Here is a 22,211-nt window from a genome sequence, read left to right as displayed (position 1 = left end):
GTTTTCGGGATCATGGCAGATCGGAGAGGTCGGGCAAGGCCCTAGCGCCGGCTGTCGGCATAGGCCGCGAGGGCGCGGTCGCGCCCCTCGGAAAGATCGACAACAGGCGCGGGATAGCCGTCTCTGGGCGACATCGACCATCCGCGCGGAATGGCATCGAAATAGGCCAGCGCATCCGGGTGCGGATCGGCCCGCCCTTCGGCCAGCCAGCGGTTCACATAGGCCCCGTCGGGATCGAAGCGCTTCTGCTGGGTCTCGGGGTTGAAGACGCGGAAATAAGGGGCCGCGTCGGGGCCCGAGCCTGCAACCCATTGCCAGCCCATTGCGTTGGCGGCCGGGTCCCAGTCGACAAGGCAGTCGGCGAACCATTCCTGCCCCAACCGCCAGTCTGTCAGCAGGTGTTTGACCAGGTAGGAGGCCGCGATCATCCGCGCGCGGTTGTGCATGCGGCCGGTCACATACATCTCGCGCATCGCGGCATCGACGAAGGCGATCCCCGTCCGGCCTTGGCTCCAGGCGCGGAACTCGCGGCTGCGGCGATCTGCCGACCAGGCAAAGCCGTCCCACTCGGGCCGCCAGTTGTCGCGCAGCAGGCGCGGCGTGTGAAATGCCAGGTGATAAGCGAACTCGCGCCACGCCAGCTCCTTGCGAAAGGTCTCGGCACCCTTGCCGCGCGGATCGGCCCCGCATGAGGCGTGCCAGCACTGTCGGGGCGAAATCTCGCCCCAGGTCAGGTTCTCGCTGAGGTTCGAGGTGCCCGGGACGGCCGGAAAATCCCGGGCCTCGGCATACTCGCCGACCCGGTGCTCGACAAAGCGGTCCAGCCGTGCCGCCGCCTCCTCCTCCCCCACCCGGACATGGGGGCGCACGACCCGGGCGCCCCGGTCCATGGCGCGGCCCATCTGCCAGTCGTCCAGGCGGTCGGAGGCAGGCCACTTGTCCGGGACCGACAGCTTGCGCACGCCGGAAAGGGGCTGGGCCACCTCAAGCGCGCGCAGGGATTTCCAGTAGGGTGTGAAGACCTTGTAGTGATCGCCCGCGCCGGTGCGGATCGCGTCGGGCTCGTGCAATAGAAAGCCCGCGAAGGAGCGGGTTTCAAAGCCTACGCGCGCGCCCAGATCCTCGACCTCGCGATCGCGCGCCATAGCGTCGGGATCGTAGGCGCGGCTGAACCAAACCTCGCTCGCGCCCGTCTCCTCGACCAGGCGGGCGATCTGGGCCGCCGCCTGCCCCCGGCGCAGGATCAGCCTGCTGCCGATCCCCTCGAGCCGGCGCGCGAAATGCTCCAACGCAAGACCAAGACGCCAGCGCGGGGCGGCGCCGAAACCCTCGACCAGCTCGTCATGAATGAAGACCGGGATCACCGGGCGGCCGGTGCGGGCGCCCTCGTCGGCGGCGGCGCGCAGGGCCGGATGGTCATCCAGCCGCAAGTCGCGGCGGAACCACAGCAGGATCGGGGGCGGGCGGGATGTCTGCGTTGCCATGTGTCGCGCGCCCCTCCCCCGCGTTTTCTTAGGCTGATCTAGGGCGCCTGCGGTCCGGTCAAGGCCCGCCTGCTTCCCCCATGCGAAAGGGCCGCCCAAAGGACGGCCCCCTATCCTTTTTAGCCAAGCCTGATTAGCCGATCCTGGCGGCTCAGGCGCTCCGTTCACTCTGAAGGCCGCGCAGGATGGCGTAGCACATCAGAAGCAGGACGACCGTGAACAGCAACCCGGTCGAGATCACCATCGACTGCAACGCCGCGAGCCCGCCGCCGATCAGCAGCGCGATCGCCACCGCACCCTCGAAGATGCACCAGAACACGCGCTGGGGCATCGGTGCGTCGACCTTGCCGCCGGCGGTGATCGTGTCGATCACCAGGCTGCCGCTGTCCGAGGAGGTGACGAAGAACACCACCACCAGAACGATCCCCACAAAAGAGGTGATCTGCGTCAGGGGAAGCTGGTCCAGCATCTTGAAAAGCTGCAACTCCAGCGCCGCGTCCTGGGCCGCGGTGTAGCCGTCGGCCAGCACCTGATTGATGGCCGCGCCCCCAAAGATCGACATCCACATCACGCAGACGAGGCTGGGGATCAGCAGAACGCTGATGCAGAACTCGCGCACCGTGCGGCCGCGGCTGACGCGGGCGATGAACATGCCGACGAAGGGTGACCAGCTGATCCACCAGGCCCAGTAGAAGGCGGTCCAGCCCTGGCTGAAGTTGACGTCCTCGCGCCCGAAGGGGTTGGAAAGCGCCGGCAGGAATTCGGCATAGGCCAGAAGGCTGTCCCAGAAGAAGGTGACCAGGAACACGGTCGGGCCCGCGATCAGCACGAACAGCGCCAGCAACAGGGCCAGCCCCATGTTGATCTCGCTCAGAACCTTCACGCCCCCATCAAGGCCGCGCAGCACCGAGATCAGCGCAACCGCCGTGATGGCCGAGATCAGGATGACCTCGGTCGTGGTGCCCTTGGGAACGCCGAAAAGCTCGAAGAGGCCGGCATTAGCCTGTGTCGCACCAAAACCCAGCGAAGTCGCAAGACCGAAGAGCGTCGCGAAGACCGCGATGATGTCGATGACATGGCCCCACCAGCCCCAGACACGCTCGCCGAGGATGGGGTAGAAGGCCGAGCGGATGGTCAGGGGCAGGCCCTTGTTGAAGCTGAAAAGCGCCAGCGCCAGCGCCACGACCGAGTAGATGGCCCAAGGGTGCAGCGCCCAGTGGAAGATGGTGGCGGCCATGCCGAGGCGAAGCGATCCGGCCTCGTCGCCGGTGGCGGCACCTAGGGGCGCCCAGTCGCTGCGCAACCCGTTCTCGCCGACGCTGGTCTCGCCCAGGGCGGTCGAGAAATGGGTCAGCGGTTCGGACACGCCATAGAACATCAGGCCGATGCCCATGCCGGCGGCGAACAGCATCGCGAACCAGCCCAGGTAGGTATAATCGGGGGTCGCATCCTCGCCGCCCAACCGGACCGAGCCGTAGGGCGAGACGATGAGGAAAAGCACGAAGAGGACCACCAGGTCCGCCGCCGCGATGAAGAACCAGTCGAATGTCTTGGTGGTAAAGCTGAACATGGCCGAAAAGACCTCGCCCGCCTGATCCGGCAGCGCCAGCGTGTAGAAGACGAAGGCAACGATCGAGATGCCCGAGATCATGAAGACCGGGTTGTGGATGTCGAAGCCGATGGGCCCGACGCTGCCTTCGATATTGTCCTGACCGATCGCGTAATCGGTGTCGATGACATCCGCCGTCCCCTCGGGCGCCGGTATGCCGTGGTTGTCCATATCGGTCATTGCCGCTCCTGTCCTTGGTCGTTCCCGGGCCGAGGCCGCCCCTCCGCACCCGGACCGGACCCGCCCTGCCCCGACGCCGCGTCCCGCCCCGGCCCTCATGGAGGCCGGTATCGTGCGGGGTGGTGTCGATGGCCGGTGTCGCGGGGCCCAGGTCGGGAGCCTCCGGGGATGACCTAGCGCAACCTTTGCAGGAAACAATGCACGGCGGTTCCCCCGGGATCGCGCAAATTGCGCAAATCCGGGGGCCGGGTGACATTCATGGGCGAAGACAATGCCGCAGCCCGCGTGAGCAGGCACAGGGGAAGCAGGCACCCCGATGCGGCGCCCACCCAGACAGTATCAGGCGTTGACGTCGACCACGACGCGACCGCGCACCTGCCCTTTCAGGATGTCGGCGCCAAGACGCGGCAGGTCCGACAATGTGGCCGGCTGAACCATCGCCTCAAGCTTGTCCATCGGCAGGTCGCTGGCGATCCGCTTCCAGGCCCGCAGGCGGTTCTCGTAGGGCTGCATCACGCTGTCGATGCCCAGCAGGTTGACGCCCCGCAGCAGGAAGGGAATGACCGTCGCCGGCAGGTTCGCCCCGCCCGCAAGCCCGACCGCCGCGACCGAAGAGCCGTACTTCATCTGCCCCAGCACGCGCGCCAGCATGGCGCCGCCCACCGCGTCGACACAGCCCGACCAGGTCTCGCCCTCCAGCGGGCGCTTGACCGTCTCGGCCAGCTCCTCGCGGGCGACGATGCGGCTTGCGCCCAGTTCCTTCAGGTAGCTTTCCTGCTCGGGGCGGCCGGTGACACCGGCAACCTCGTAGCCCAGATTGGCCAGGATCGCCGTTGCGACAGACCCCACGCCGCCGGCCGCGCCGGTGACCAGAACCGGCCCATTGCCGGGAACCAGGCCGTGATCCTCAAGCGCGTTGACCGCAAGCATGGCGGTGAAACCGGCAGTGCCCACGGCCATGGCGCGGCGGGTGTCCAGCCCCTCGGGCAGCGGCACCAGCCAGTCGGCGCGCACGCGGGCCTTCTGGGCGTAGCCGCCCCAATGGGCCTCGCCCACCCGCCAGCCGGTCAGCACGACCTTGTCACCGGGCTTGTAGCGCGGATCGTCCGACGCCTCGACCGTGCCGGCAAAATCGATGCCCGGCACGTGGGGATAGTTGCGCACAAGGCCGCCACCGGGACCGATGCAAAGACCGTCCTTGTAGTTGACCGTCGAATATTCGACCGCGACCGTCACGTCGCCGTCAGGCAGGCGGTCGGTGTCGATCTGCTGGACCGAGACGCTTGTCTTGCCCTCGTCGTCCTTTTCAACCACCAGCGCGTTGAAGCTCATCGCGGGCCTCCTTTTCCTGTTGTCTTGTTGTCTATCTGAAAAACCGTTCGCGGACCGTGGCCTCTTTTGCCCCATCGGGCGTGTGGACCACAAGCACGGTTCCCGGCTCCCAGTGGCCCTTCTCGATCATGGCGATGGCGACGTTTGTGTCGAACTCGGGCGACCAGCTGGCCGAGCTGACGCGGCCAGCATGCTCGCCGTCACGGGTCGTGACCGGCCAGAATGCCCGCAGCGGCGGCACCCGGTCGCCCGGCATGGTGATGCAGCGCACCTGCCGGTCCGGCCCCTTCTCGCGGGCCTCCAGCAGTGCGTCGCGCCCGATGCAGGACACCTGTTCGGGCGCGCAGTAACGGCCCAGCCCCGCCTCGTAAGGCGTGTGTTCCGACGTCATGTCGCTGCCATAGCTCAGCAGGCCCGATTCCACCCGTTCGATCAGGTTCGGACAGCCTGCCCGCACCTCCAGGTCGGTGCCCAGGTCGAAGAGCGCGTCCCACAGGGGCATCGCGTTTTCCCAGCCCTCAACATAGACCTCGAAGCCGCCCTGCTTGGACCAGCCGGAGCGGGTGATCACATGCTCACGCCCGTCGAACCGGCCCCGGGTGGTGCCGAAGGGGCGCATCTCGCGGATGCCGTCCCCGAAGATCCGCGCCATCAACTCGGTGGCCTTGGGGCCCTGCACGGCCAGCGGGTTCACGTCCGGCTCGGATATGACCACGTCGAGGCCATGGCCCAGGGCCAGCCCCTTGGCCCAGAGCAGCACGTCGCTGTCGGCGATCGAGAACCACCAGCAATCGTCATCGACCTTGATCGCGATGGGATCGTTCAGAAGCCGCCCCCGGTCATCGACAAGCGGGGCATAGGCGCAGGAGCCTGGGCGCAGTGCCGAAAGGTCGCGCGGCGTCATCATCTGGGCCAGCGCGCCCGCATCCGGGCCGCGAAGCTGGACCTGCCGCTGTGCTGCGACATCCCAGACCTGAACATGGGTTTTCAGGTGGGCGCAGTCGGCCTCGAAACTCTCGAAGCAGACGGGCAGGCGCATGTGGTTGTAAACGCTGTAGATGCTGGCGCCGGCGGCATCGACGGCCTCGGAGTATGGGGTCGGGCGAAGCCGGGGGGCCAGGGCGAATCTGGGCAGTGCCTGCATGGGTCGCATCCTTGTGCAGTGAAGGGCGTGTGCGATGACGGCTTGTGCGGTTGCGGGCCTGTTTTATGACGGGCTTATGTGGTGGGGGGGCGCCCGGTCTACGGGCGGCCCCTGTCGTTTCCCCGGGCCTTAGCGCCGGCCGGGACCGGACCAGTCGATGGCACAGACCTCGGCGGACTTGCCCTCGAAATCCCACACGCGGCCATGATCGCGCAGCTTGGAGCGCAGCCCCCGGGCCGCCTTGATGTCGGGCCCCATCCAATAGGCCGAGTTGCGGATCATCACCGGCTCGTCAGGGTTGGCCCCTTCCAGAAGCTCGATCTCGCCCTGGATCCGGCGGTCGATGGTCAGACCATAGCGGTTGCCCTGGCGGGTGATCTCAACGGGCGCGGTCGTGACGTCGATGATGGTCGAGACGAGGTAGGTGAACAGCCCGGTGGTGCCACCGGCGGCCCCCGAGAAGATCGCCCCGATGCCGGCCTGCGCCGCCTCGGACGCGCGATCGTCGATGTAGAGGGCGACGCGCCAGTTGCCCTCGGCCATGCGGCCCGGGATCTCGACCATGAGGCCGATGTTCAGCCCCGACAGATCCTCATCCCCATAGCTTCCCTCGTCGATGGCGACGGCCATCCAGGTGTGGCAATGGCCCTCGGTGGGCGGGTGCTTGCCCAGCGAGACGACGCAGGGGCAGAAGACCTCGCACGAGCAGTTGAGAAACAGCTCGCCCTTGATATTCCAGTTGGGCTTGGCGTCCGGTGCGGCCTTGGCTGTCTGGTTCATCTTCCTATCCTTCCTGAGTGTTCCCTGCCCCGCGCCCTCAGGCAAAGGGCCCGATTCCAAGTTGTCCCGCCGCCACCAGCAGCCCGGCCGCGATCAGCACCGCGCCGCCCGGTCGCATCAGGCGATGGCCAAGCTCCGGCAGTTTCTCCAGCACCATGAAGACAGTGGCGAGGCCCATCCACAACAGGCTCATCGTGCCTCCGACAAAGCCCAGGGCCATGAAGCCCCAGCAACAGCCGCAGCAAAAGGCGCCCAGCCGGATGCCGTGGCGCAGCCCGCCCATGGTCGAGGGGTCCCAGTCGGTCAGCAGCAGGCCCAGCGGAGAATGACAGCGGGCGTGGCAGCCGCGCTTGATCGCGGTGAACTGGTAGGCGCCGGTCACCAGCAGCAAGGCCGCGGCGACCCAGCCCGACACCGCCATGCCGCGGCCGTCCAGCACCCCGGCCTCCCGCAGCCAAAGCTGCGCCGCCGCGATGCCCGCCGCGAAGACAAGCCAAACCATGAAATAGCCCGCCATGAGGCCCAGCCAGCCGCCGCGCGTGCCCCCGGCCGAGCGCATGAGATCCTCATAGACCTGTAGCGCCGGCACCAAAGTCGGCAGCATCATCGCCGCCATCATCAGGGTCCACATCCAGAAAAGCGTGGCGAAATCGGCGCCGCCCATCATGTTCATGCCCGAGGGGCGGCCAACCAGGTCGACCCCGGCCATGCCGGTCATGCGATAGAGCGCGAACCACGCGGCAAGAATGGCGGCGAAGAACGCCAACCACAGCAGCGATCTGGTGACCTGGACCATGGCGCCTCTCCCTTTTGCCGCGGACCCTCCCGTCGCGGCTGAATCGGCCGTAACAGAGTTGTGAGGACCGGGCAAACCCGACGCGCTTGGACGTGGCGTCCCGAACCGTATCCCGGCACCTGTTGAGGGGTGATTTTTGCCGCGTTTGCCGGTGCTTGCAGCAAACGCAATCTTTCGCACCCCCGCCCCCACCGCCCTTGCAACCGGGGCCACGGCGCTTATATTGGAACTGTCCTTCGGGACTATGGACATAAACGCGCTCGTAATAAGCGGATCGGACCCGGGGGCGGTACCCGGCGGCTCCACCATATATCCTTCATTTGGGGATCTTGGGGCCGAAACAGGATCGACGAACGTCTAAAGGGGTTTGCTTTGTCCCGGTGAGATACCACCGTTATCGGTTCACATAAGCTAGTTGCAAATGACAACAAAGCTCCGGTCGCGCTCGCAGCGTAAGCTGTGCGCAAGATCGAAATCTAAGCCCTTGCGCCTAGCAGCGTAAGGCGGGGTTCGCAGGCACCTGGCAACAGAAGCCTGCACTTAATTCCCCTCATCTTTCGAGTTGCTTGGCCAGCTTCCGGCCCTGCGCGCAAAGCCCTGATTGCGACCTTCCGCGACCCGACTCTGCGGGCCTCGTCCAGGGCGGCCCCGTGCCCTGCCGCAACGCCATTGCGGAATTGCGTGAAACCGCGGTGCCCGCCCCCATGCCCCCCCTTTCAATCCGATCCGAATCCCCTATGGTTGGGGGGCAATCAACGGGATACGGCATGTCTGGCAGCATCGAATACGGCAACCTCATGCACCGCGCCATGCGCCGGCTCATTTCGGACGTCCTTGAGGATGTGTCCGAGAATGGTCTTCCCGGGGATCACCATTTCTTCATCACCTACGAGACGACGCATCCCGACGTGGGAATGCCCGACTGGCTCAAGGCCCGCTACCCCGAGCAGATCATGATCGTGATCCAGCACTGGTTCGAAGACCTGATCGTCGACGAGAACGGGTTTCAGATCACGCTGAACTTCGGCGACGCGCCGGTGCCACTTTACGTCCCGTTCGACGCGCTTCAAACCTTTGTCGATCCCTCCGTCGAATTCGGGCTGCGCTTCGAATCCCAGGACAGCGACGAGGATGAGCACAGCTCGCCCATCCATATCGTCGACGATCTCGACGACGAGGAGCCCTCCGATTCCGACGCCGATGCGCCCGCCGCGCAGGCCGGCGAGTCGGCTTCCGGCGGCAAGGGCAAACCGGCCGAGGAAAAAGCTGCGGCCGCGCCGGCGAAGCGTGACGCCGAAGTGGTCAGCCTGGACAGTTTCCGCAAATAATATCAGAACGTTGCGCAGCGTTGCAACGATGGTGAATTAATCACTTCCCGCGCACGGGCAAGATTGCCCTTCGCCCCGGCCATGGCGTATGACTCCCTCACATCGCGCGAAGGAGAGCCCCATGAACACCCGCACAGAAACCGACAGCTTCGGCCCGTTGGAGGTTCCCTCGGACAAGTACTGGGGCGCCCAGACCCAGCGGTCGCTGATGAACTTTCCCATCGGCTGGGAGCGTCAGCCGATCGCCATCGTGCGGGCCCTCGGCGTCATCAAGAAGGCCTGCGCCCAGGCCAACGCCGCAAGCGGCAAGCTGCCGGCCGAACTGGGCCAGGCCATCGCCGACGCCGCCCAGGAGGTGGTCGACGGCAAGCTGGACGACAACTTCCCCCTGGTCGTGTGGCAAACCGGCTCGGGCACCCAGTCGAACATGAACGCCAACGAGGTCATCGCCAACCGCGCCATCGAGATGCTGGGCGGCACCATCGGATCCAAGGACCCGGTGCACCCCAACGACCACGTCAACATGGGCCAATCGTCCAACGACACCTTCCCCACGGCGATGCATGTAGCCACCGCCATGACCGCCCGCGACGTGCTGTTGCCGGGCCTTGAGAAGCTGCACGCAGCCCTTCAGGCCAAGGCCACTGCCTTCCAGGACATCATCAAGATCGGCCGAACCCACACGATGGATGCGACCCCTCTGACCTTGGGTCAGGAATTTTCGGGCTATACCCACCAGGTCGCCATGGGGATCGAGCGGATCAAGGGCGCGCTGCCCCGCATCAACGAACTGGCCCAGGGCGGCACCGCCGTCGGCACCGGCCTCAACACGGTCGAGGGCTGGGACGTGACCGTCGCCGCCAACATGGCCGAGATCACCGGCCTGCCCTTCGTCACCGCCCCCAACAAGTTCGAGGCGCTGGCCGCCCATGACGCGATGGTCGAGATGTCGGGCGCGCTGAAGACCGTGGCCGCCAGCCTTTTCAAAATCGCCAACGACATCCGGCTGCTGGGCTCGGGCCCGCGTTGCGGTCTGGGCGAGCTGATGCTGCCCGAGAACGAGCCCGGCTCGTCGATCATGCCGGGCAAGGTGAACCCCACCCAGGCCGAGGCCCTGACCCAGGTCTGTGCCCATGTCTTCGGCAACGACGCCGCGGTCGGTTTCGCCGGCAGCCAGGGCCATTTCGAACTTAATGTATATAAGCCAATGATGGCCTATAACGTCCTGCAATCAATGCAACTTCTTGGCGATGCGGCGGTGGCGTTCACCGACAATTGCGTCTCGGGGATCGAGGCCAACCGCGAACGGATCGACAAGCTGATGCGCGAGTCGCTGATGCTGGTGACGGCCCTTGCCCCCCAGATCGGCTATGACAACGCCACCACGGTCGCCAAGACCGCCCACAAGAACGGCACCACCCTGCGTGAAGAGGCGATCAACCTCGGCTTCGTCGATGGTGAGACTTTCGACCGCGTGGTGCGCCCGGAACAGATGATCGGACCCAAATCCAAATGAACGACGTGGTGAACCTGCGCACCGTCCGCAAACAGAAGACCCGGGAAGAACACCGCCAGGTCGCGGCACAGAACGCCATCAACAGCGGTCTGTCCAAGGCCCAGCGGATCCTGGCCGCCAGCCGCTCGGATGTGGCCCGGCGCAAGCTGGACGAGCACAAGCTGACGGGAATGGAAGAAGAATGAACGCGCGGCCCCGGAAACACTCTCTGACGCTCCGGGGCCACCGCACGTCGGTCACCCTGGAGAAGGAGTTCTGGGACGCCTTCCGCGCCGCCGCCGCAAGGCGGGACATGGCCATCAACGAACTTGCCGCCCGCATCGACGAGGAGCGGGGCACCGATTGCGGCCTCGCGACGGCGATCCGGCTTTTCATCCTGCGCGAATTGACCGAAGCCGCGCGCGCGGCCGAAGAAGGCGCGGCCCCCGACGGCCCCGAGGATGCTCAACCCTCCGACGAGTGATCCCGCGCCCGCACCCGCAACCAGATCCCGTCCCGGCCCCGCACGGTCAGGTGCGCCACGGGCATCGCCGGGCGCCCCTCCACCAGCTCGAAGTGATAGGCCTGCACCAGGCGTGCCAGAATCAGCACCCCCTCGATCATCGCGAAACCCGCACCCGTGCAAACCCGCGCGCCCGTCGAGAACGGGATGAACGCATCCCGCTGGCAGGCACGGCCGTTTTCGGTGTGCCAGCGGTCGGGGTCGAAGACATCGGGCCGGTCCCACAGGCGGGTGTGTCGATGCAGGTGCCAGGGCGACAGGACGATCTGACTGCCGGGGTCGATCCGCCGGTCCCGGAACCGTTCAGGGCAGCGAGTCTCGCGCACCATCATCGGCACCGGGGGATAAAGACGCAGCGCCTCGCGGAAGACATCGCGGGTGAACTTCGCCTTGGAAATATCTGAGAAGTCAGGGGTATCGTCGCCCCAAAGCGCATCAGACTCCGCCCGCACGCGGGCCTGCGCCCCCTGATCCATGGCTAGCAGGTAAAGCGCCCAGGCCAGCGCCGAGGCGCTTGTCTCGTGCCCGGCCAGGAAGAAGATCGCGACCTGGTCGACCATCTCGGCGGGGGTGAACCGCTCCCCGGTCAGGGGGTCTTCGGTCGTCATGATCTTGGTCGCCAGGTCATCGGGCGCCGTGCCCGCCTCGATCGCCTGCATGCGGTCGCGGGTCAGCCCCGTGATAAGCTGCCGGATCGAACGCGCGGTGCGCCGGGTGTCGCGGCGAAAGAGACGCGGCATCCAGCGCGGCAGCGGCACGAAGGCTGCCAGGTTCAAGATTGGCTGGGTCCGCTGGTAGGCGCGGAATTCATGAAAGACTCGGCGCGCGACCTCATCCTCAATCGGGATTGAGAAAAGGGTGCGAAAGATGACGTCGGCGGCGGCAAAGCTGGTGATCTCCTCGATCTCCAGCTCCCCGTTCGCCGTCTCGGCCTCGCCTGCCGCCTGACCCAGGCGCGTCACCGCCGCCTCGGTCGCGGCCAGCATGGCGGGAAACACCTCGCGCAGGCGCCCCCCCTCGAAGGCCGGGTCGATGATCCGGCGCTGGCGTTTCCATTCCTCCCCGTTGGTCAGGAAGACCGAGCGGCCCAGAAGCGGACGCAACCCCTCGCCCACCCGGTCGGATTTCGGGAAGTCATCGGGGCGCTCCTTCAGGACGCGGGCCACCAGCTCGGGCTCGTTCACAAGGTAAGAGCGGAAGAAGGGCGTGCGGAACGCGGCCATCCAGGCGCCGTAAAGGCGGGCGGGCTGGGCCGACAGGATGTCCCGACGAAAGAGCCGCGCATAGGTCAGCAGGCCCACACGGTCCTTGCGCGCCGGCGGCTTCGGCGGCAGTGGCCGATCGTCCTTCCCGGGGCCGGCGGCGGGACCGCTCATGCCGCAACGCTGCGGTAGGGGGAGAGCGGGCGGGCGATGCGGCTCGGTGTGGCCGCCCGCCCTGCGAAACGCGCGCCCAGGGTGCGCGGTCCTGCCGTTATCGCGAAGTAATCATAATCGCGCACCCGGTCGAAGGCGCAAAGATACTGGAAATGCAGCCGGAAGAAGCGCCAGCGCAGGGCCTTCCACCGCTCGGGCGAGAGGGTCAGGGTGAAGGCCGCCGTCAGCACCAGCGGCCAGCGCTGGCGCGGGGTGGCCACGCCACTGACCGCCACGGGATCGCAAAGGGCAAAGGCACAGCCGTCGCCCGGTGCCGTGACATCGACCCAAGGCACCTGGTCCTGCTCGGACAGGTAGCGCAGGTCGGCGCGCAGCCGGTCGGCCGCCGGCAGAAAGCTGACCATCGGCACCACCTGCCCCAACGACAGGAAAGAGAGCGCCGGCGCCCCCTCGGGAAGCGGCCCGTCCCGCAAGAGGTCGGCCAGGATCGACACGCCCAGATGCGCGCCCGAGGAATGGCCCACAACCAGCACCTCGTCGAGATCCTCGTCAAGGGCGGCGCGGATCACGGCCGTGAACTCGGTCATCCGCCCCTCGAGAAGTGGCGGGTTGGCGCCCCGGTGGGCCGCCGAATAGGCATAGTCATGCATCAGGTAATAGGCGAAGACCTTGTTGTCGTGGCGTTTGAACCAGCCAAGGATCGGCGGCACCACGACCAGCGCGGCCCAGCCAAGCCAGCCCAACCCCTCGGGCAAAAACCGCGCCAAAAGCAATCCCAGACCCGCCGCGACGGCCAGCGCCACCAGCAGTTGCACCACCAGGAAAAGGACCGGGTAAAGGGCGGCGATCACCGGCCCCTTGCGCATGCGGAAGAGCCGCCAGAGCGCGCCACTGCCGATGTAAAGCCACGCGGTCCGCAGCATCAGCAGATAGGTGCGCAGGATGCCGGGGTCCATCGACTCGCGCACCAGATCGGACCAGACCAGCACCTCGAAATCCGAACGGGTCTTCTCCCCCTCGATTACGGCTTCGACCCGCCAGCCATAGCGCCCCTCACGCCCGCCGGGGCTGAGCGCGATCTCGTGGCCCGAGATCGCCGTCTGGCGCGCGGATTCCTTGCGGTACAGCTCGCGGTAGCGGCGGGGATGGAACGGGTCGTAGCCGGGGATGTAGAACACCCGCCGGCGCCGGACCGGGCCTTTGTCGTCCATTCTCGGGTCCTTGTGGCGCGGGCCCCACGGGCGCCGCTGAATTCGGGGACAGGATAACGGCGCAATGCGACATTCCCATGGGGATTTTCGGCCCCAACCCGGATTATCGCCAGCTGCGGACAATCCGCCCCACGGGCTGGCATTCTATGGACAAGCCGGCCGCTTCGGAATAGCTCAATAGGCATGGAATGGACGCAGGAACTGGACGCGCGCGGGCTGCTCTGCCCGCTTCCCGTGCTCAAGGCGCGCAAGCGCCTGGGCGCGCTGGCCCCCGGCGACGTGCTGAAGATGGTCGCAGACGATCCCGCCGCCATCGTCGACGTGCCCCATTTCTGCGCCGAGGCCGGCCATGAGCTGGTCGCGACCGAGGAGGAGGGCGCCGCCCGCGCCTACCTGATCCGCAAGGGCGGCTGAGGCCCCGACTTCCCAAATTTTCGCATTTCGACGCGGGGCGTGATTGTGCCCTGTCCTTCGGGCCTTGCCCGTGCGACCGCTTCCCGTCACCGAAACGAAAAATGGCGCCGGATCGCTCCGGCGCCATTTCGATTTCTGTCCGTGGGCCGGATCAGCGACCCAGCGACCACCAGCCGCGCCGTTTGGGACGGTCGGAGGCGGGCTCGGCCGTTTCTTCGACCTTCTCGTCGGCCACGGCGACGGCGCCGGTCTCGGTCGCGTCCTCGTGCGAGATCTCGGGCTCGGCCCGCGTGTCCTCGCCTGTCACCGCCTCGGCCGAGGCCATGGCGGCTGCCGCAGGCTCGGTGCCCGGGGTCATGGGTGCCGCGGCCTCTGCGGGCACGGGTTCGGGCGTGTCGACCGGGGTCGCGGGTTCGACAGCATCGGCCTTGGGCTTGGCGCGGCTGCGGCGGGTCCGCGGCTTGGGCGCGGGCTTCTCGGCCGCATCCTCTACCACTTTCTCGACCACCTCGGGAAGTTCGGCGGCACCTTCGGCATCCGTCTTCTTCTTGCGGGGTGCCCGCTTGCGCGGGGCGCGCTTGGGCTTCTCGGCCTCATCCGCAGCGGCCTCGGGGGCTTCTGCGTCGGCCTTGGCGCTGTCGCCCTGGGCGGCTTCGGCCTCGGCGGCTTCGGTGCCCTCGGTCTCGGACTTGCGGCGGCGCGGGGCGCGGGTGCGCTTCTTGCGCGGGGCCTCTTCGGCGTCGGCTGCCTCGGCCGTGGCCTCGGCGTCCTGCCCCTCGCGGGCCTCGGCGGTCACGGCCTCACCGGCGCGGGACTGCTCGGGGTCGGCGTCGGTGGTGGCGGCCAGGGGCGCGTCGCCCTCTGCCCCGTCTGAGTCGTCGCTCTCGCGGCTGCGCTCCTCACCGGACTGATCGCCATTCTCGAAGCCCTGCTCGTCGCTGCGGCCACCCCGACGACGCCGACGGCGACGCCGGCGCTTCTTGGGCTGACCCTCGTCATCACCAGACTCGGCGCCACGGTTCTCGGCCTCGGAGCTCTCGGTCGCGGCCTCGGCGGCGTCCTCCTCGATCTCGTCCTCCTCGATGGCGTCGGGCATGTCGGACATGTCGATCGACACCACCGGCGAGGGCACCTCGGCCACGACGCGGGTCGCGGTCTTGAACTTCTCGATCGAGAAATCGGGGCTGATCAGGAAAGGATCGGCCTCGACCCGGATCGACAGGCCGTAGCGCCCTTCGATGCTGGCGACGTGCTCGCGCTTCTGGTTCATCAGGAAGTTGACGATACCGATCGGCGCCTTCAGCAGCACCTCGCGCGAGCGGCGGCGCACGCCCTCTTCCTCAAGCTGGCGCAGGATCGACAACGCAAGGCTGTCGTCCGAGCGGATCAGGCCGGTGCCGTGGCACGAGGGACAGGGCTGTGTCGTGGCCTCGATCATGCCGGGGCGCAGACGCTGGCGCGACATCTCCATCAGGCCAAAGCCCGAGATGCGGCCGACCTGAATGCGGGCCCGGTCGGTTTTCAGCTTGTCCTTGAAGCGCTTCTCGACGGCGGCGTTGTTCTTGCGCTCGTCCATGTCGATGAAGTCGATCACGATCAGGCCGGCAAGGTCGCGCAGACGCAGCTGGCGGGCCACTTCCTCGGCGGCCTCCAGGTTGGTCTTGAGCGCGGTCTCCTCGATGGAGCCTTCCTTGGTGGCCCGGCCCGAGTTGACGTCGATGGCGACCAGCGCCTCGGTCACGCCGATGACGATGTAGCCGCCGGACTTCAGCTGAACGGTCGGGTTGAACATGGCCGCCAGATAGCTTTCGACCTGGTAGCGGGCGAAAAGCGGCAGCGGCTCGTTGTAGAGTTTCACGTTCTTGGCGTGGGACGGCATGAGCATCTTCATGAAGTCCTTGGCCACCCGGTAGCCGGCCTCGCCCTCGACGAAGACCTCGTCGATCTCGCGGTTGTAGAGGTCGCGGATCGAGCGCTTGATCAGGTTGCCCTCTTCGTAGATCGGCGCGGGCGCGATGGATTTCAGCGTCAGCTCGCGGATCTGCTCCCACAGGCGCAACAGGTATTCATAGTCGCGCTTGACCTCGGACTTGGTGCGCTTGGCGCCAGCGGTGCGGATGATCAGGCCCGCGCCCTCGGGGACGGTGATGTCCTGGGCGATTTCCTTGAGCTTCTTGCGGTCGGCGACGTTGGTGATCTTGCGGCTGATGCCGCCGCCACGGGCGGTGTTGGGCATCAGCACGCAGTAGCGGCCGGCCAGTGACAGATAGGTGGTCAGCGCGGCGCCCTTGTTGCCACGCTCTTCCTTGACGACTTGCACCAGCAGGATCTGGCGGACCTTGATGACTTCCTGGATCTTGTATTTCCGGGGGCGTGCCTTGCGGGGCTGACGGATCTCGTCGGCCACGTCTTCGTCGGCAATGGATTCGATCTCGGAATCCTTGTCCGCCGCGTCGAGGGCGCCGTTGCCGTCATCCTCGCCGCCGTCGTCCTCGGACGGGGCGCGACCGCGGGTCTTGCGCGACGGGCTGTCGCCGGCATCGGGGGACGCGTCGGTGTCGGAGTTTTCGTCTGCGACCAGCGGGTCGCCATCGGTCTCGTCCAGATCGACAACGCCCATGCCGGGAATGTCGGTGCCGGTTGCCTCGGTGGTGCCGGTGTCCTTCTTGGCACCCCGGCGCGAACGCGAGCGCGAGCGGGGCTTGCGCCCCTCGTCACGGGCCGCGTCCTCGGTGGCGGACTCGTCACCGCCCTCGCCGCCCTCGGCGGTCAAATCGTCGGTCAGCTCTGCCGTGGTCGTGGGATCCCCACCCGATGCGTCCGCCGCCTTGGTGCGCGAACGCGAACGGGACCGCTTGCGCGGCTGCCCCTCCTCGTCGCCATCCTCAAGCGATGCCGCATAGGCACGCTCTTCGGCCAGCAGGGCCTGACGGTCCGCGACGGGGATCTGGTAGTAATCGGGATGGATCTCGGAAAAGGCGAGGAAGCCGTGGCGATTCCCGCCGTAATCCACGAAGGCCGCCTGAAGCGACGGCTCGACCCGTGTCACCTTGGCAAGGTAGATGTTTCCTGCAAGCTGGCGCTTGTTTACGGATTCAAAGTCAAATTCCTCAACCTTGTTTCCGTCCACCACCACAACCCGAGTCTCCTCGGCGTGGGTGGCGTCGATAAGCATTTTCTTGGCCATTTATTCTCTTTCAGCCACGTGCAAGGCCCAGCCCCTCGGGGCGGACCGATTGTCAGACGTGGGAGGTTTGCTGAGGCGAAGGCGCTGGCGCGGAGGAATACATTCACGGCAACTGGGCCTGTCTGCATGTCCTTGGTTAGCTCGGCGCGGCGCATCGCGGTTCTTCTCCGACACCCGGTTCCGGGTGTCCGTTGCATGGCCCGACACCTTCTCGAAGATATCGGGCAATCTCTCTGACCACTCGGGTCAATCGGTCTGTCCGCCGTGACGGGCGCGCGTCTGCGTCCTTCGTGACCTGGACAGGTAAACTATATGCGGGCCGTCGCAAGAACGGCCTCCCGCCCTGCGACCATACCGGGGGATTGCGCCAAATGACAATGGCCTATTTGCGCGCGGATGCATCGATTGTCGCAGGGCCGGGCGCGGCCTTCGGGCCGGCAGGCGGCCCCGTTCGCACCCGCGCCCGTCCGCCCGCGCCCGGGGCCCGACCGGGGACCGCCCGACACACGCCACCGCGCGCAACATCCCGGAATAAAAAGCGAAAGGACCGGACCTTGCGGCCCGGCCCCCTGCCCCGGATCAGTTCGGCAGCAGGTTCGGTACGATCGTCACCACCTCGGGGAAGAACCACAGCAGGCCCAGTCCCAGCACCTGGATCAGCACGAAGGGAATGACCCCCCGATAGATGTGGCCCGTGGTCACCGAGGGCGGCGCCACACCGCGCAGATAGAACAGTGCAAAGCCGAAGGGCGGCGTCAGGAACGAGGTCTGAAGGTTCACCGCGATCATGATCGTCACCCATTTGGGATCCATCGTGCCGCCGTAGATGACGGGGCCGACGATCGGGATGACGATGTAGATGATCTCGAGGAAGTCCAGAACGAAGCCCAGGAAGAACAGCACCATCATCACGATCAGGAAGACGACCATCTCGTTCTCAAAGCTGCGCAGGAACTGCTGGATGTATTCCTCGCCACCGAAGGAGATCACCACCAGGTTCAGCAGCTGCGAGCCGATGAGGATGGTGAAGACCATCGAGGTGACCTTGGCCGTCTCGCGGACGACGGGTCCCAGCACACCTTTGCGGAACAGCACCCAGCAGGCATAGAGGATACCGAAGATCGCCAGGTGATAGGCGGCCAGCGACACCAGGATCGCCACCCAGTCGGCAAAGGAGATGTCGGTGCGGTTGAGGCGCAGGTCGAAGTTCACACCGACCAGGATCATCACCACCACGGCAAAGCTGGCCCACAGGATCAGCTTGCCGCTGCGATGCTCTTCCTGAAGCTTGCGGTAGGCGGCCAGCATGATCGCGCCGCCAGCGCCCAGGGCGGCCGCGGGCGTCGGGTTGGTGATGCCGCCCAGGATCGAGCCGAGCACCGCCACGATCAGGACCAGCGGCGGGAAGACCACGCGGATCAACTCGTTCTGGCCCAGTCGGCGCGCGGCCTCACGCGCCCCGTAAAGCATCAGGATCATCGGGATGGCCATCAGCAGGAAGGTCATGCCCGGCCCGCTTCGCGGACCGATCAGGGCGATGTCCACGATCAGCGCCAGCACCGCGCCGGCGCCGCCGATCAGCAGGGGCATGGCCGGGGCCGCGGGTGCTGTGCCACGCGCCACGACCATGACCAGCGCCAGGATCAGCACGATGGTCGCGATGCCGGTCCCGATGGGCGCGGCGTTGGCGACCTTAGCGGCGCGGGCCTCGGCGATCTGCTCGGGGCTGAGGCGGGTCGAGGTCGCGACACCGCCGGCGGCGTCGATCTCGGCCTGCTCGGCGACGGCGCTGTCCCATGCCTCCTGCCCGTGCAGGTCGATCATGGCGGCGGCACAGGCCGGGCCGACGTTGGTGCGCAGCGACGCCGAAGTGCCCGCGTCCGAGAAGCTGTCGACCCGGGTGCCCTGATCGCCGACGGCGCCCAGGCTGAGGGCCAGCAGCAGCGCGCCGATCAGCGCGCCCGGAACCGCCAGGAACCAGATCAGGCCGTGGCCGCGGGCGCCGGGGGCGCGCGGACCGCCGGTTTGCACGGGCGGCGCCTTGGTCGGGTTGATGACCGCGTAGCCGAAGGCATAGGCGCCATAGAGGAAGGCCAGCAGGACACCAGGCAGGATCGCCGCCTGGAACAGGGTGCCGACTGACACGACGGCGGCTTCACCCAGATAGGTCAGCGCGTCGGAACAGCCGACCGAGGCCGCGCGGGCCTCTTGCGCCGTCGAATAAAGGTCCCCCGCCAACGTGCCCAGAAGCACGATCACGATCGAGGGCGGAATGATCTGCCCCAGCGTGCCCGAAGCCGCGATGACGCCGGTGGAAAGCTCGGGCGAATAGCCGTTGCGCAGCATGGTCGGCAGCGACAGCAGGCCCATGGTGACGACGGTCGCGCCGACGATGCCGGTCGAGGCGGCCAGGAAGGCGCCGACGACGACGACCGATACGGCCAGACCGCCCGGCAGCGGGCCGAAGACCCGCGCCATGGTGGTCAGCAGGTCGTTGGCGATCTTGGAACGCTCCAACGTGATGCCCATCATGACGAACATCAGCACCGCCAGCAGCGTCTCGATCGACTGGCCCGCGATCACCCGCTCGTTCATGCGGTTGACGATGAAGCTGAGGTTGCGGTCCATGGCCGTTTCCCAACCGCCGGGCAGCAGGTCCTGCGCCACGCGCGGCAGCTCGGGATAGCGGAAGATCGAGATTGTCTCTCGCGCCACCCCCTCGGCCAGAAGGGCGGCGTATTCCGCTGACCCCGTGTCGATTGCCTGGTGGAAAAGAATGCCCGCGCTGTCCAGCGCGGCCAGGATGCCGAAGGAGATCACCGCCGCCCCGCCGATGGCGAAGGCCACCGGAAAGCCGGACATGATCCCCGCGAACAGGCAGAGAAATACGATGATGAGGCCGATTTCGACGCCGTCGAGTCCGAAAACCATGCTGTTGTGTCCCGTCTTAGTTTGCCGGCCGTTCTTCGGCCGTCATCGGGACTTCCGCATCGTCCAGCGGGTCCACGTCCAAATATTTACCGTCGCTCTCGGGGCCTTCCTTCCACTCCAGGTAGGAGCGGAAGAAGAAGGCGATCGCCTGCAGGAAGACCAGCGCGGTGAAGGCCACCAGCAGGATCTTGAACAGGAAGTAGCCATTGAAGCCGTTGGGCGAGAAGCCGATCGTCTCGACGTTCCACTTGAGGATCCGCGCCTTGCGCAGCAACAGCTCGATCTTGTCCGAGGCGCTGACCTTGGGCGTCACCAGGTGACGCCACATGAAGAACCAGGAATAGAGCCAGATCAGCACCGTCGCGGGGATCATGAAGAACAGCGCGCCGAACATGTCGATCACGCGCCGGGCGCGGAAGCTGACGGCGGAATAGACCAGGTCGACCCGCACATGACCGCGCTGCACGAAGGTGTAGCTGACGCACAGGGTGACGACGAGGGCGTTGTAAAGCTTAAGCTCCTCGGAGAACCAGCTGAGATCCTTGGTGAAAATCACCCCGAACGGGCCGACCGAAATCTCGGAGACCCGGAAGATCCGCTGGAGGAAGATGATGATGATTTGCTGCAGCACCATGATCAGGCCGGCCCAGGCGGCGACGCGTCCGACCGCGTTGGCAAAGCCTTCCAGCACCCGCACGGTGCCCCACATGATCGAGTTGCGCCACATGCCGACGATGGTCAGCAACAGGAAGGCCGTCATCACCACGAAGAGAAGCTCGACCGAGGCCCCGTAATAGATGAAGCGGATCAGCGACTCGCTGTCTGACCAGTCCAGCCAGCTTTGCGGGTGGGTGATCGCATAGCCCAGGTTGTAGAAGGCCATGGCGATGTTGCGGAAGACCCAGATCAGAGCGTCCAGCATCCAATTTCCCCAGTTTCGCGAAAGGTTGGCCTCGTCCCGGAAGCGGCCCCTCGACGTTCATTCAGGAACGGCGGCCCCCGCCGCGCCCCGCCCGTCAGGCAGGGCGCGGCACAGGGGCCGCCGCCCGGTTCGGTTCAGACGCGGATCAGCCGAGGACCCGGTCGCGTTGCGCCCGGTATACACCTTCGGACTTGACCAGCCACCCCGAAGAAGACCGCATCGACGCCATCGCGCTGTCGTAGATCTTCTTGTAGAGCTCGTCGCCCATGTTCTCGTCGTGGACCTCCTGCGAGGCCTTGCCGAAGGCATCCCAGACGCTGTCGGGGAATTCCATGATCTTCACGCCACCCGACTGAAGACGCTGAAGCGCCGCACCGTTGTTGGTGAGGAATTGCGACAGGTTCCACTGGTGCGACTCGCCCGAGGCGATCTCGACGATCTTCTGGTGGGCGGGGCTCAGCGAGTCGAAGACCTCGCGGTTCATGGCCAGCGACAGGCCTGCACCCGGCTCGTGGAAACCGGCGGTGTAGTAGATCTTGGTGATCTCCTGGAAGCCGGCCTTCTCGTCGGCCCAGGGGCCGATCCACTCGGTCCCGTCGATCGCACCCGAGGAGAGCGACTGGTAAACCTCGGCGCCGGGCAGGTTCTGCACCGATGCGCCCAGCTTGCCGAGGGCCTTGCCGCCAAGGCCGGGCATGCGGAACTTGAGGCCGTTGAAATCCTCGGGGCCCTTGATCTCGTTGCGGAACCAACCGCCGGCTTGGGCGCCGGTGTTGCCGGCGAGGAAGGATTTCAGGCCGAAGATCTGGCCCAGCTCGTCGTGCAGCTCGTGGCCGCCGTCGTGGTAGTACCAGTTGACCAGTTCCTGCGCCGTCATGCCGAAAGGCACGGCGGTGAAGAAGGCATAGCCCGGGTGCTGGCCAACGAAGTAGTAGTCGGCGCCATGGTACATGTCGGCCTGGCCGGCGGTCACGGCGTCGAACACCTCGAAGGCGCCGACGAGTTCACCGGCGGCCTTGAGGTCAACGGTCAGTTCGCCATCGGTCATCGCGGTGATCGAGTCGGCGACACGCTGGGCGCTGTCGTGCACACCGGCAAGGCCGCGGCCCCAGGTGGTCACGAGGGTCAGCGTGCGCTTGCCCTGCGCATAGGCCGGCGCGGCCAGTCCGGTGGCTGCGGCGGTCCCGCCCAAGGCCGATGTTCTCAGAAATGAACGACGATTCATTTCGTCTCCTCCCGTTGGATTTGTTGGTGTTCTTTTCAACCCGCGCAAAGGCGGTTTATCGAAAGTGTAGATACACTAACCATCACCGTTAGCCGTGCAAACCGTTTTTCTGCGTTTTTTTATCACCGTCCTGTGCGGTCGCAATTCCATCCGCCCGGTGCGGCGCTTTCGCCCGACGCCCGGGGTGGGTCCGGGCCATCCCATGGGTCGGCACGCCTGCCCATAGCCCCGGGGTGCCGAGAATTGTTTCCCGAAACACGGAGGTCGCGAAATG

17 protein-coding genes and 1 other RNA gene are annotated in these 22,211 nt (G+C 66.4%); 6 read left to right on the top strand and 12 right to left on the bottom strand.

Annotated features, from left to right (window positions below; translation table 11 throughout):
- Window positions 1-41: 41 nt before the first annotated feature.
- The 6 genes from CLV77_RS06215 to CLV77_RS06190 all read right to left on the bottom strand — a co-directional run bounded on the left by CLV77_RS06215 (window position 42) and on the right by CLV77_RS06190 (window position 7,325).
- Window positions 42-1,484, bottom strand: a complete 1,443-nt coding sequence (locus tag CLV77_RS06215; RefSeq protein WP_076978786.1) for a cryptochrome/photolyase family protein — start codon at window positions 1,482-1,484, stop codon at window positions 42-44.
- Between the two features lie 151 nt (window positions 1,485-1,635).
- The gene (locus tag CLV77_RS06210; RefSeq protein WP_076978787.1) at window positions 1,636-3,273 is read right to left on the bottom strand and encodes a BCCT family transporter; all 1,638 of its coding nucleotides are present in this window, start codon (window positions 3,271-3,273) and stop codon (window positions 1,636-1,638) included.
- A 339-nt stretch (window positions 3,274-3,612) separates the two neighbouring features.
- Window positions 3,613-4,605: an acryloyl-CoA reductase gene (gene acuI, locus CLV77_RS06205; protein ID WP_076978788.1), complete on the bottom strand. Its 993-nt coding sequence runs from the start codon at window positions 4,603-4,605 to the stop codon at window positions 3,613-3,615.
- A 31-nt stretch (window positions 4,606-4,636) separates the two neighbouring features.
- Window positions 4,637-5,749: a dimethylsulfoniopropionate demethylase gene (locus CLV77_RS06200; RefSeq protein ID WP_076978789.1), complete on the bottom strand. Its 1,113-nt coding sequence runs from the start codon at window positions 5,747-5,749 to the stop codon at window positions 4,637-4,639.
- 129 nt (window positions 5,750-5,878) lie between these two features.
- Entirely contained in the window at window positions 5,879-6,529 is a 651-nt protein-coding gene (locus CLV77_RS06195; RefSeq protein WP_076978790.1) for a DUF1326 domain-containing protein, read from the bottom strand.
- A gap of 37 nt (window positions 6,530-6,566) precedes the next feature.
- The gene (locus CLV77_RS06190) at window positions 6,567-7,325 is read right to left on the bottom strand and encodes a DUF2182 domain-containing protein (RefSeq protein ID WP_076978791.1); all 759 of its coding nucleotides are present in this window, start codon (window positions 7,323-7,325) and stop codon (window positions 6,567-6,569) included.
- A 193-nt stretch (window positions 7,326-7,518) separates the two neighbouring features.
- Here CLV77_RS06190 and ssrA point away from each other — a divergent pair.
- From ssrA to CLV77_RS06165, 5 genes are all read left to right on the top strand, one after another.
- Window positions 7,519-7,866, top strand: a transfer-messenger RNA (tmRNA) gene (gene ssrA, locus CLV77_RS06185).
- Window positions 7,867-8,092: 226 nt separating this feature from the next.
- On the top strand, window positions 8,093-8,653 hold the full coding sequence (locus tag CLV77_RS06180) for an SspB family protein (protein WP_076978792.1): 561 nt from the start codon (window positions 8,093-8,095) through the stop codon (window positions 8,651-8,653).
- Between the two features lie 121 nt (window positions 8,654-8,774).
- Window positions 8,775-10,169 carry a class II fumarate hydratase gene (gene fumC, locus CLV77_RS06175; protein WP_076978793.1) on the top strand — a complete coding sequence of 465 codons (1,395 nt, stop codon included), beginning with the start codon at window positions 8,775-8,777 and terminating at the stop codon, window positions 10,167-10,169.
- Window positions 10,166-10,354, top strand: a complete 189-nt coding sequence (locus CLV77_RS06170) for a DUF4169 family protein (protein ID WP_076978794.1) — start codon at window positions 10,166-10,168, stop codon at window positions 10,352-10,354. Before fumC ends, CLV77_RS06170 begins: the two co-directional genes overlap by 4 nt.
- Entirely contained in the window at window positions 10,351-10,632 is a 282-nt protein-coding gene (locus CLV77_RS06165; protein WP_083707657.1) for a ribbon-helix-helix domain-containing protein, read from the top strand. The genes CLV77_RS06170 and CLV77_RS06165 overlap by 4 nt, the downstream gene beginning before the upstream one ends.
- On the opposite strand, the gene CLV77_RS06160 is transcribed toward CLV77_RS06165, so the two are convergent.
- Both CLV77_RS06160 and CLV77_RS06155 read right to left on the bottom strand, forming a co-directional pair.
- On the bottom strand, window positions 10,614-12,047 hold the full coding sequence (locus CLV77_RS06160) for a cytochrome P450 (protein ID WP_076978795.1): 1,434 nt from the start codon (window positions 12,045-12,047) through the stop codon (window positions 10,614-10,616). The genes CLV77_RS06165 and CLV77_RS06160 overlap by 19 nt on opposite strands.
- A complete protein-coding gene (locus CLV77_RS06155; protein ID WP_076978796.1) occupies window positions 12,044-13,258 on the bottom strand; it encodes a hypothetical protein in 1,215 nt (404 codons plus the stop codon). Before CLV77_RS06155 ends, CLV77_RS06160 begins: the two co-directional genes overlap by 4 nt.
- Before the next feature lie 183 nt (window positions 13,259-13,441).
- Between CLV77_RS06155 and CLV77_RS06150 the strand changes: the two genes are divergently transcribed.
- Window positions 13,442-13,672 (top strand): sulfurtransferase TusA family protein, encoded by a 231-nt coding sequence (locus CLV77_RS06150; RefSeq protein WP_083707658.1) that lies wholly within the window; start codon window positions 13,442-13,444, stop codon window positions 13,670-13,672.
- Window positions 13,673-13,823: 151 nt separating this feature from the next.
- Here CLV77_RS06150 and CLV77_RS06145 read toward each other — a convergent pair whose 3' ends face one another.
- The 4 genes from CLV77_RS06145 to CLV77_RS06130 all read right to left on the bottom strand — a co-directional run bounded on the left by CLV77_RS06145 (window position 13,824) and on the right by CLV77_RS06130 (window position 21,937).
- Window positions 13,824-16,859: an Rne/Rng family ribonuclease gene (locus CLV77_RS06145; protein ID WP_076978798.1), complete on the bottom strand. Its 3,036-nt coding sequence runs from the start codon at window positions 16,857-16,859 to the stop codon at window positions 13,824-13,826.
- Window positions 16,860-17,438: 579 nt separating this feature from the next.
- Window positions 17,439-19,790, bottom strand: coding sequence for a TRAP transporter large permease (locus tag CLV77_RS06140; RefSeq protein ID WP_076978799.1), 2,352 nt, complete (start codon window positions 19,788-19,790; stop codon window positions 17,439-17,441).
- A gap of 16 nt (window positions 19,791-19,806) precedes the next feature.
- Window positions 19,807-20,712 (bottom strand): TRAP transporter small permease subunit, encoded by a 906-nt coding sequence (locus CLV77_RS06135; protein WP_076978800.1) that lies wholly within the window; start codon window positions 20,710-20,712, stop codon window positions 19,807-19,809.
- 145 nt (window positions 20,713-20,857) lie between these two features.
- The gene (locus tag CLV77_RS06130; RefSeq protein ID WP_076978801.1) at window positions 20,858-21,937 is read right to left on the bottom strand and encodes a TRAP transporter substrate-binding protein; all 1,080 of its coding nucleotides are present in this window, start codon (window positions 21,935-21,937) and stop codon (window positions 20,858-20,860) included.
- Between the last annotated feature and the right edge of the window lie 274 nt (window positions 21,938-22,211).

Origin of the sequence: Brevirhabdus pacifica, assembly GCF_002797755.1 — a bacterium.
GTDB lineage: Bacteria > Pseudomonadota > Alphaproteobacteria > Rhodobacterales > Rhodobacteraceae > Brevirhabdus > Brevirhabdus pacifica.
This window is presented reverse-complemented; position numbering and strand designations above follow the sequence as displayed.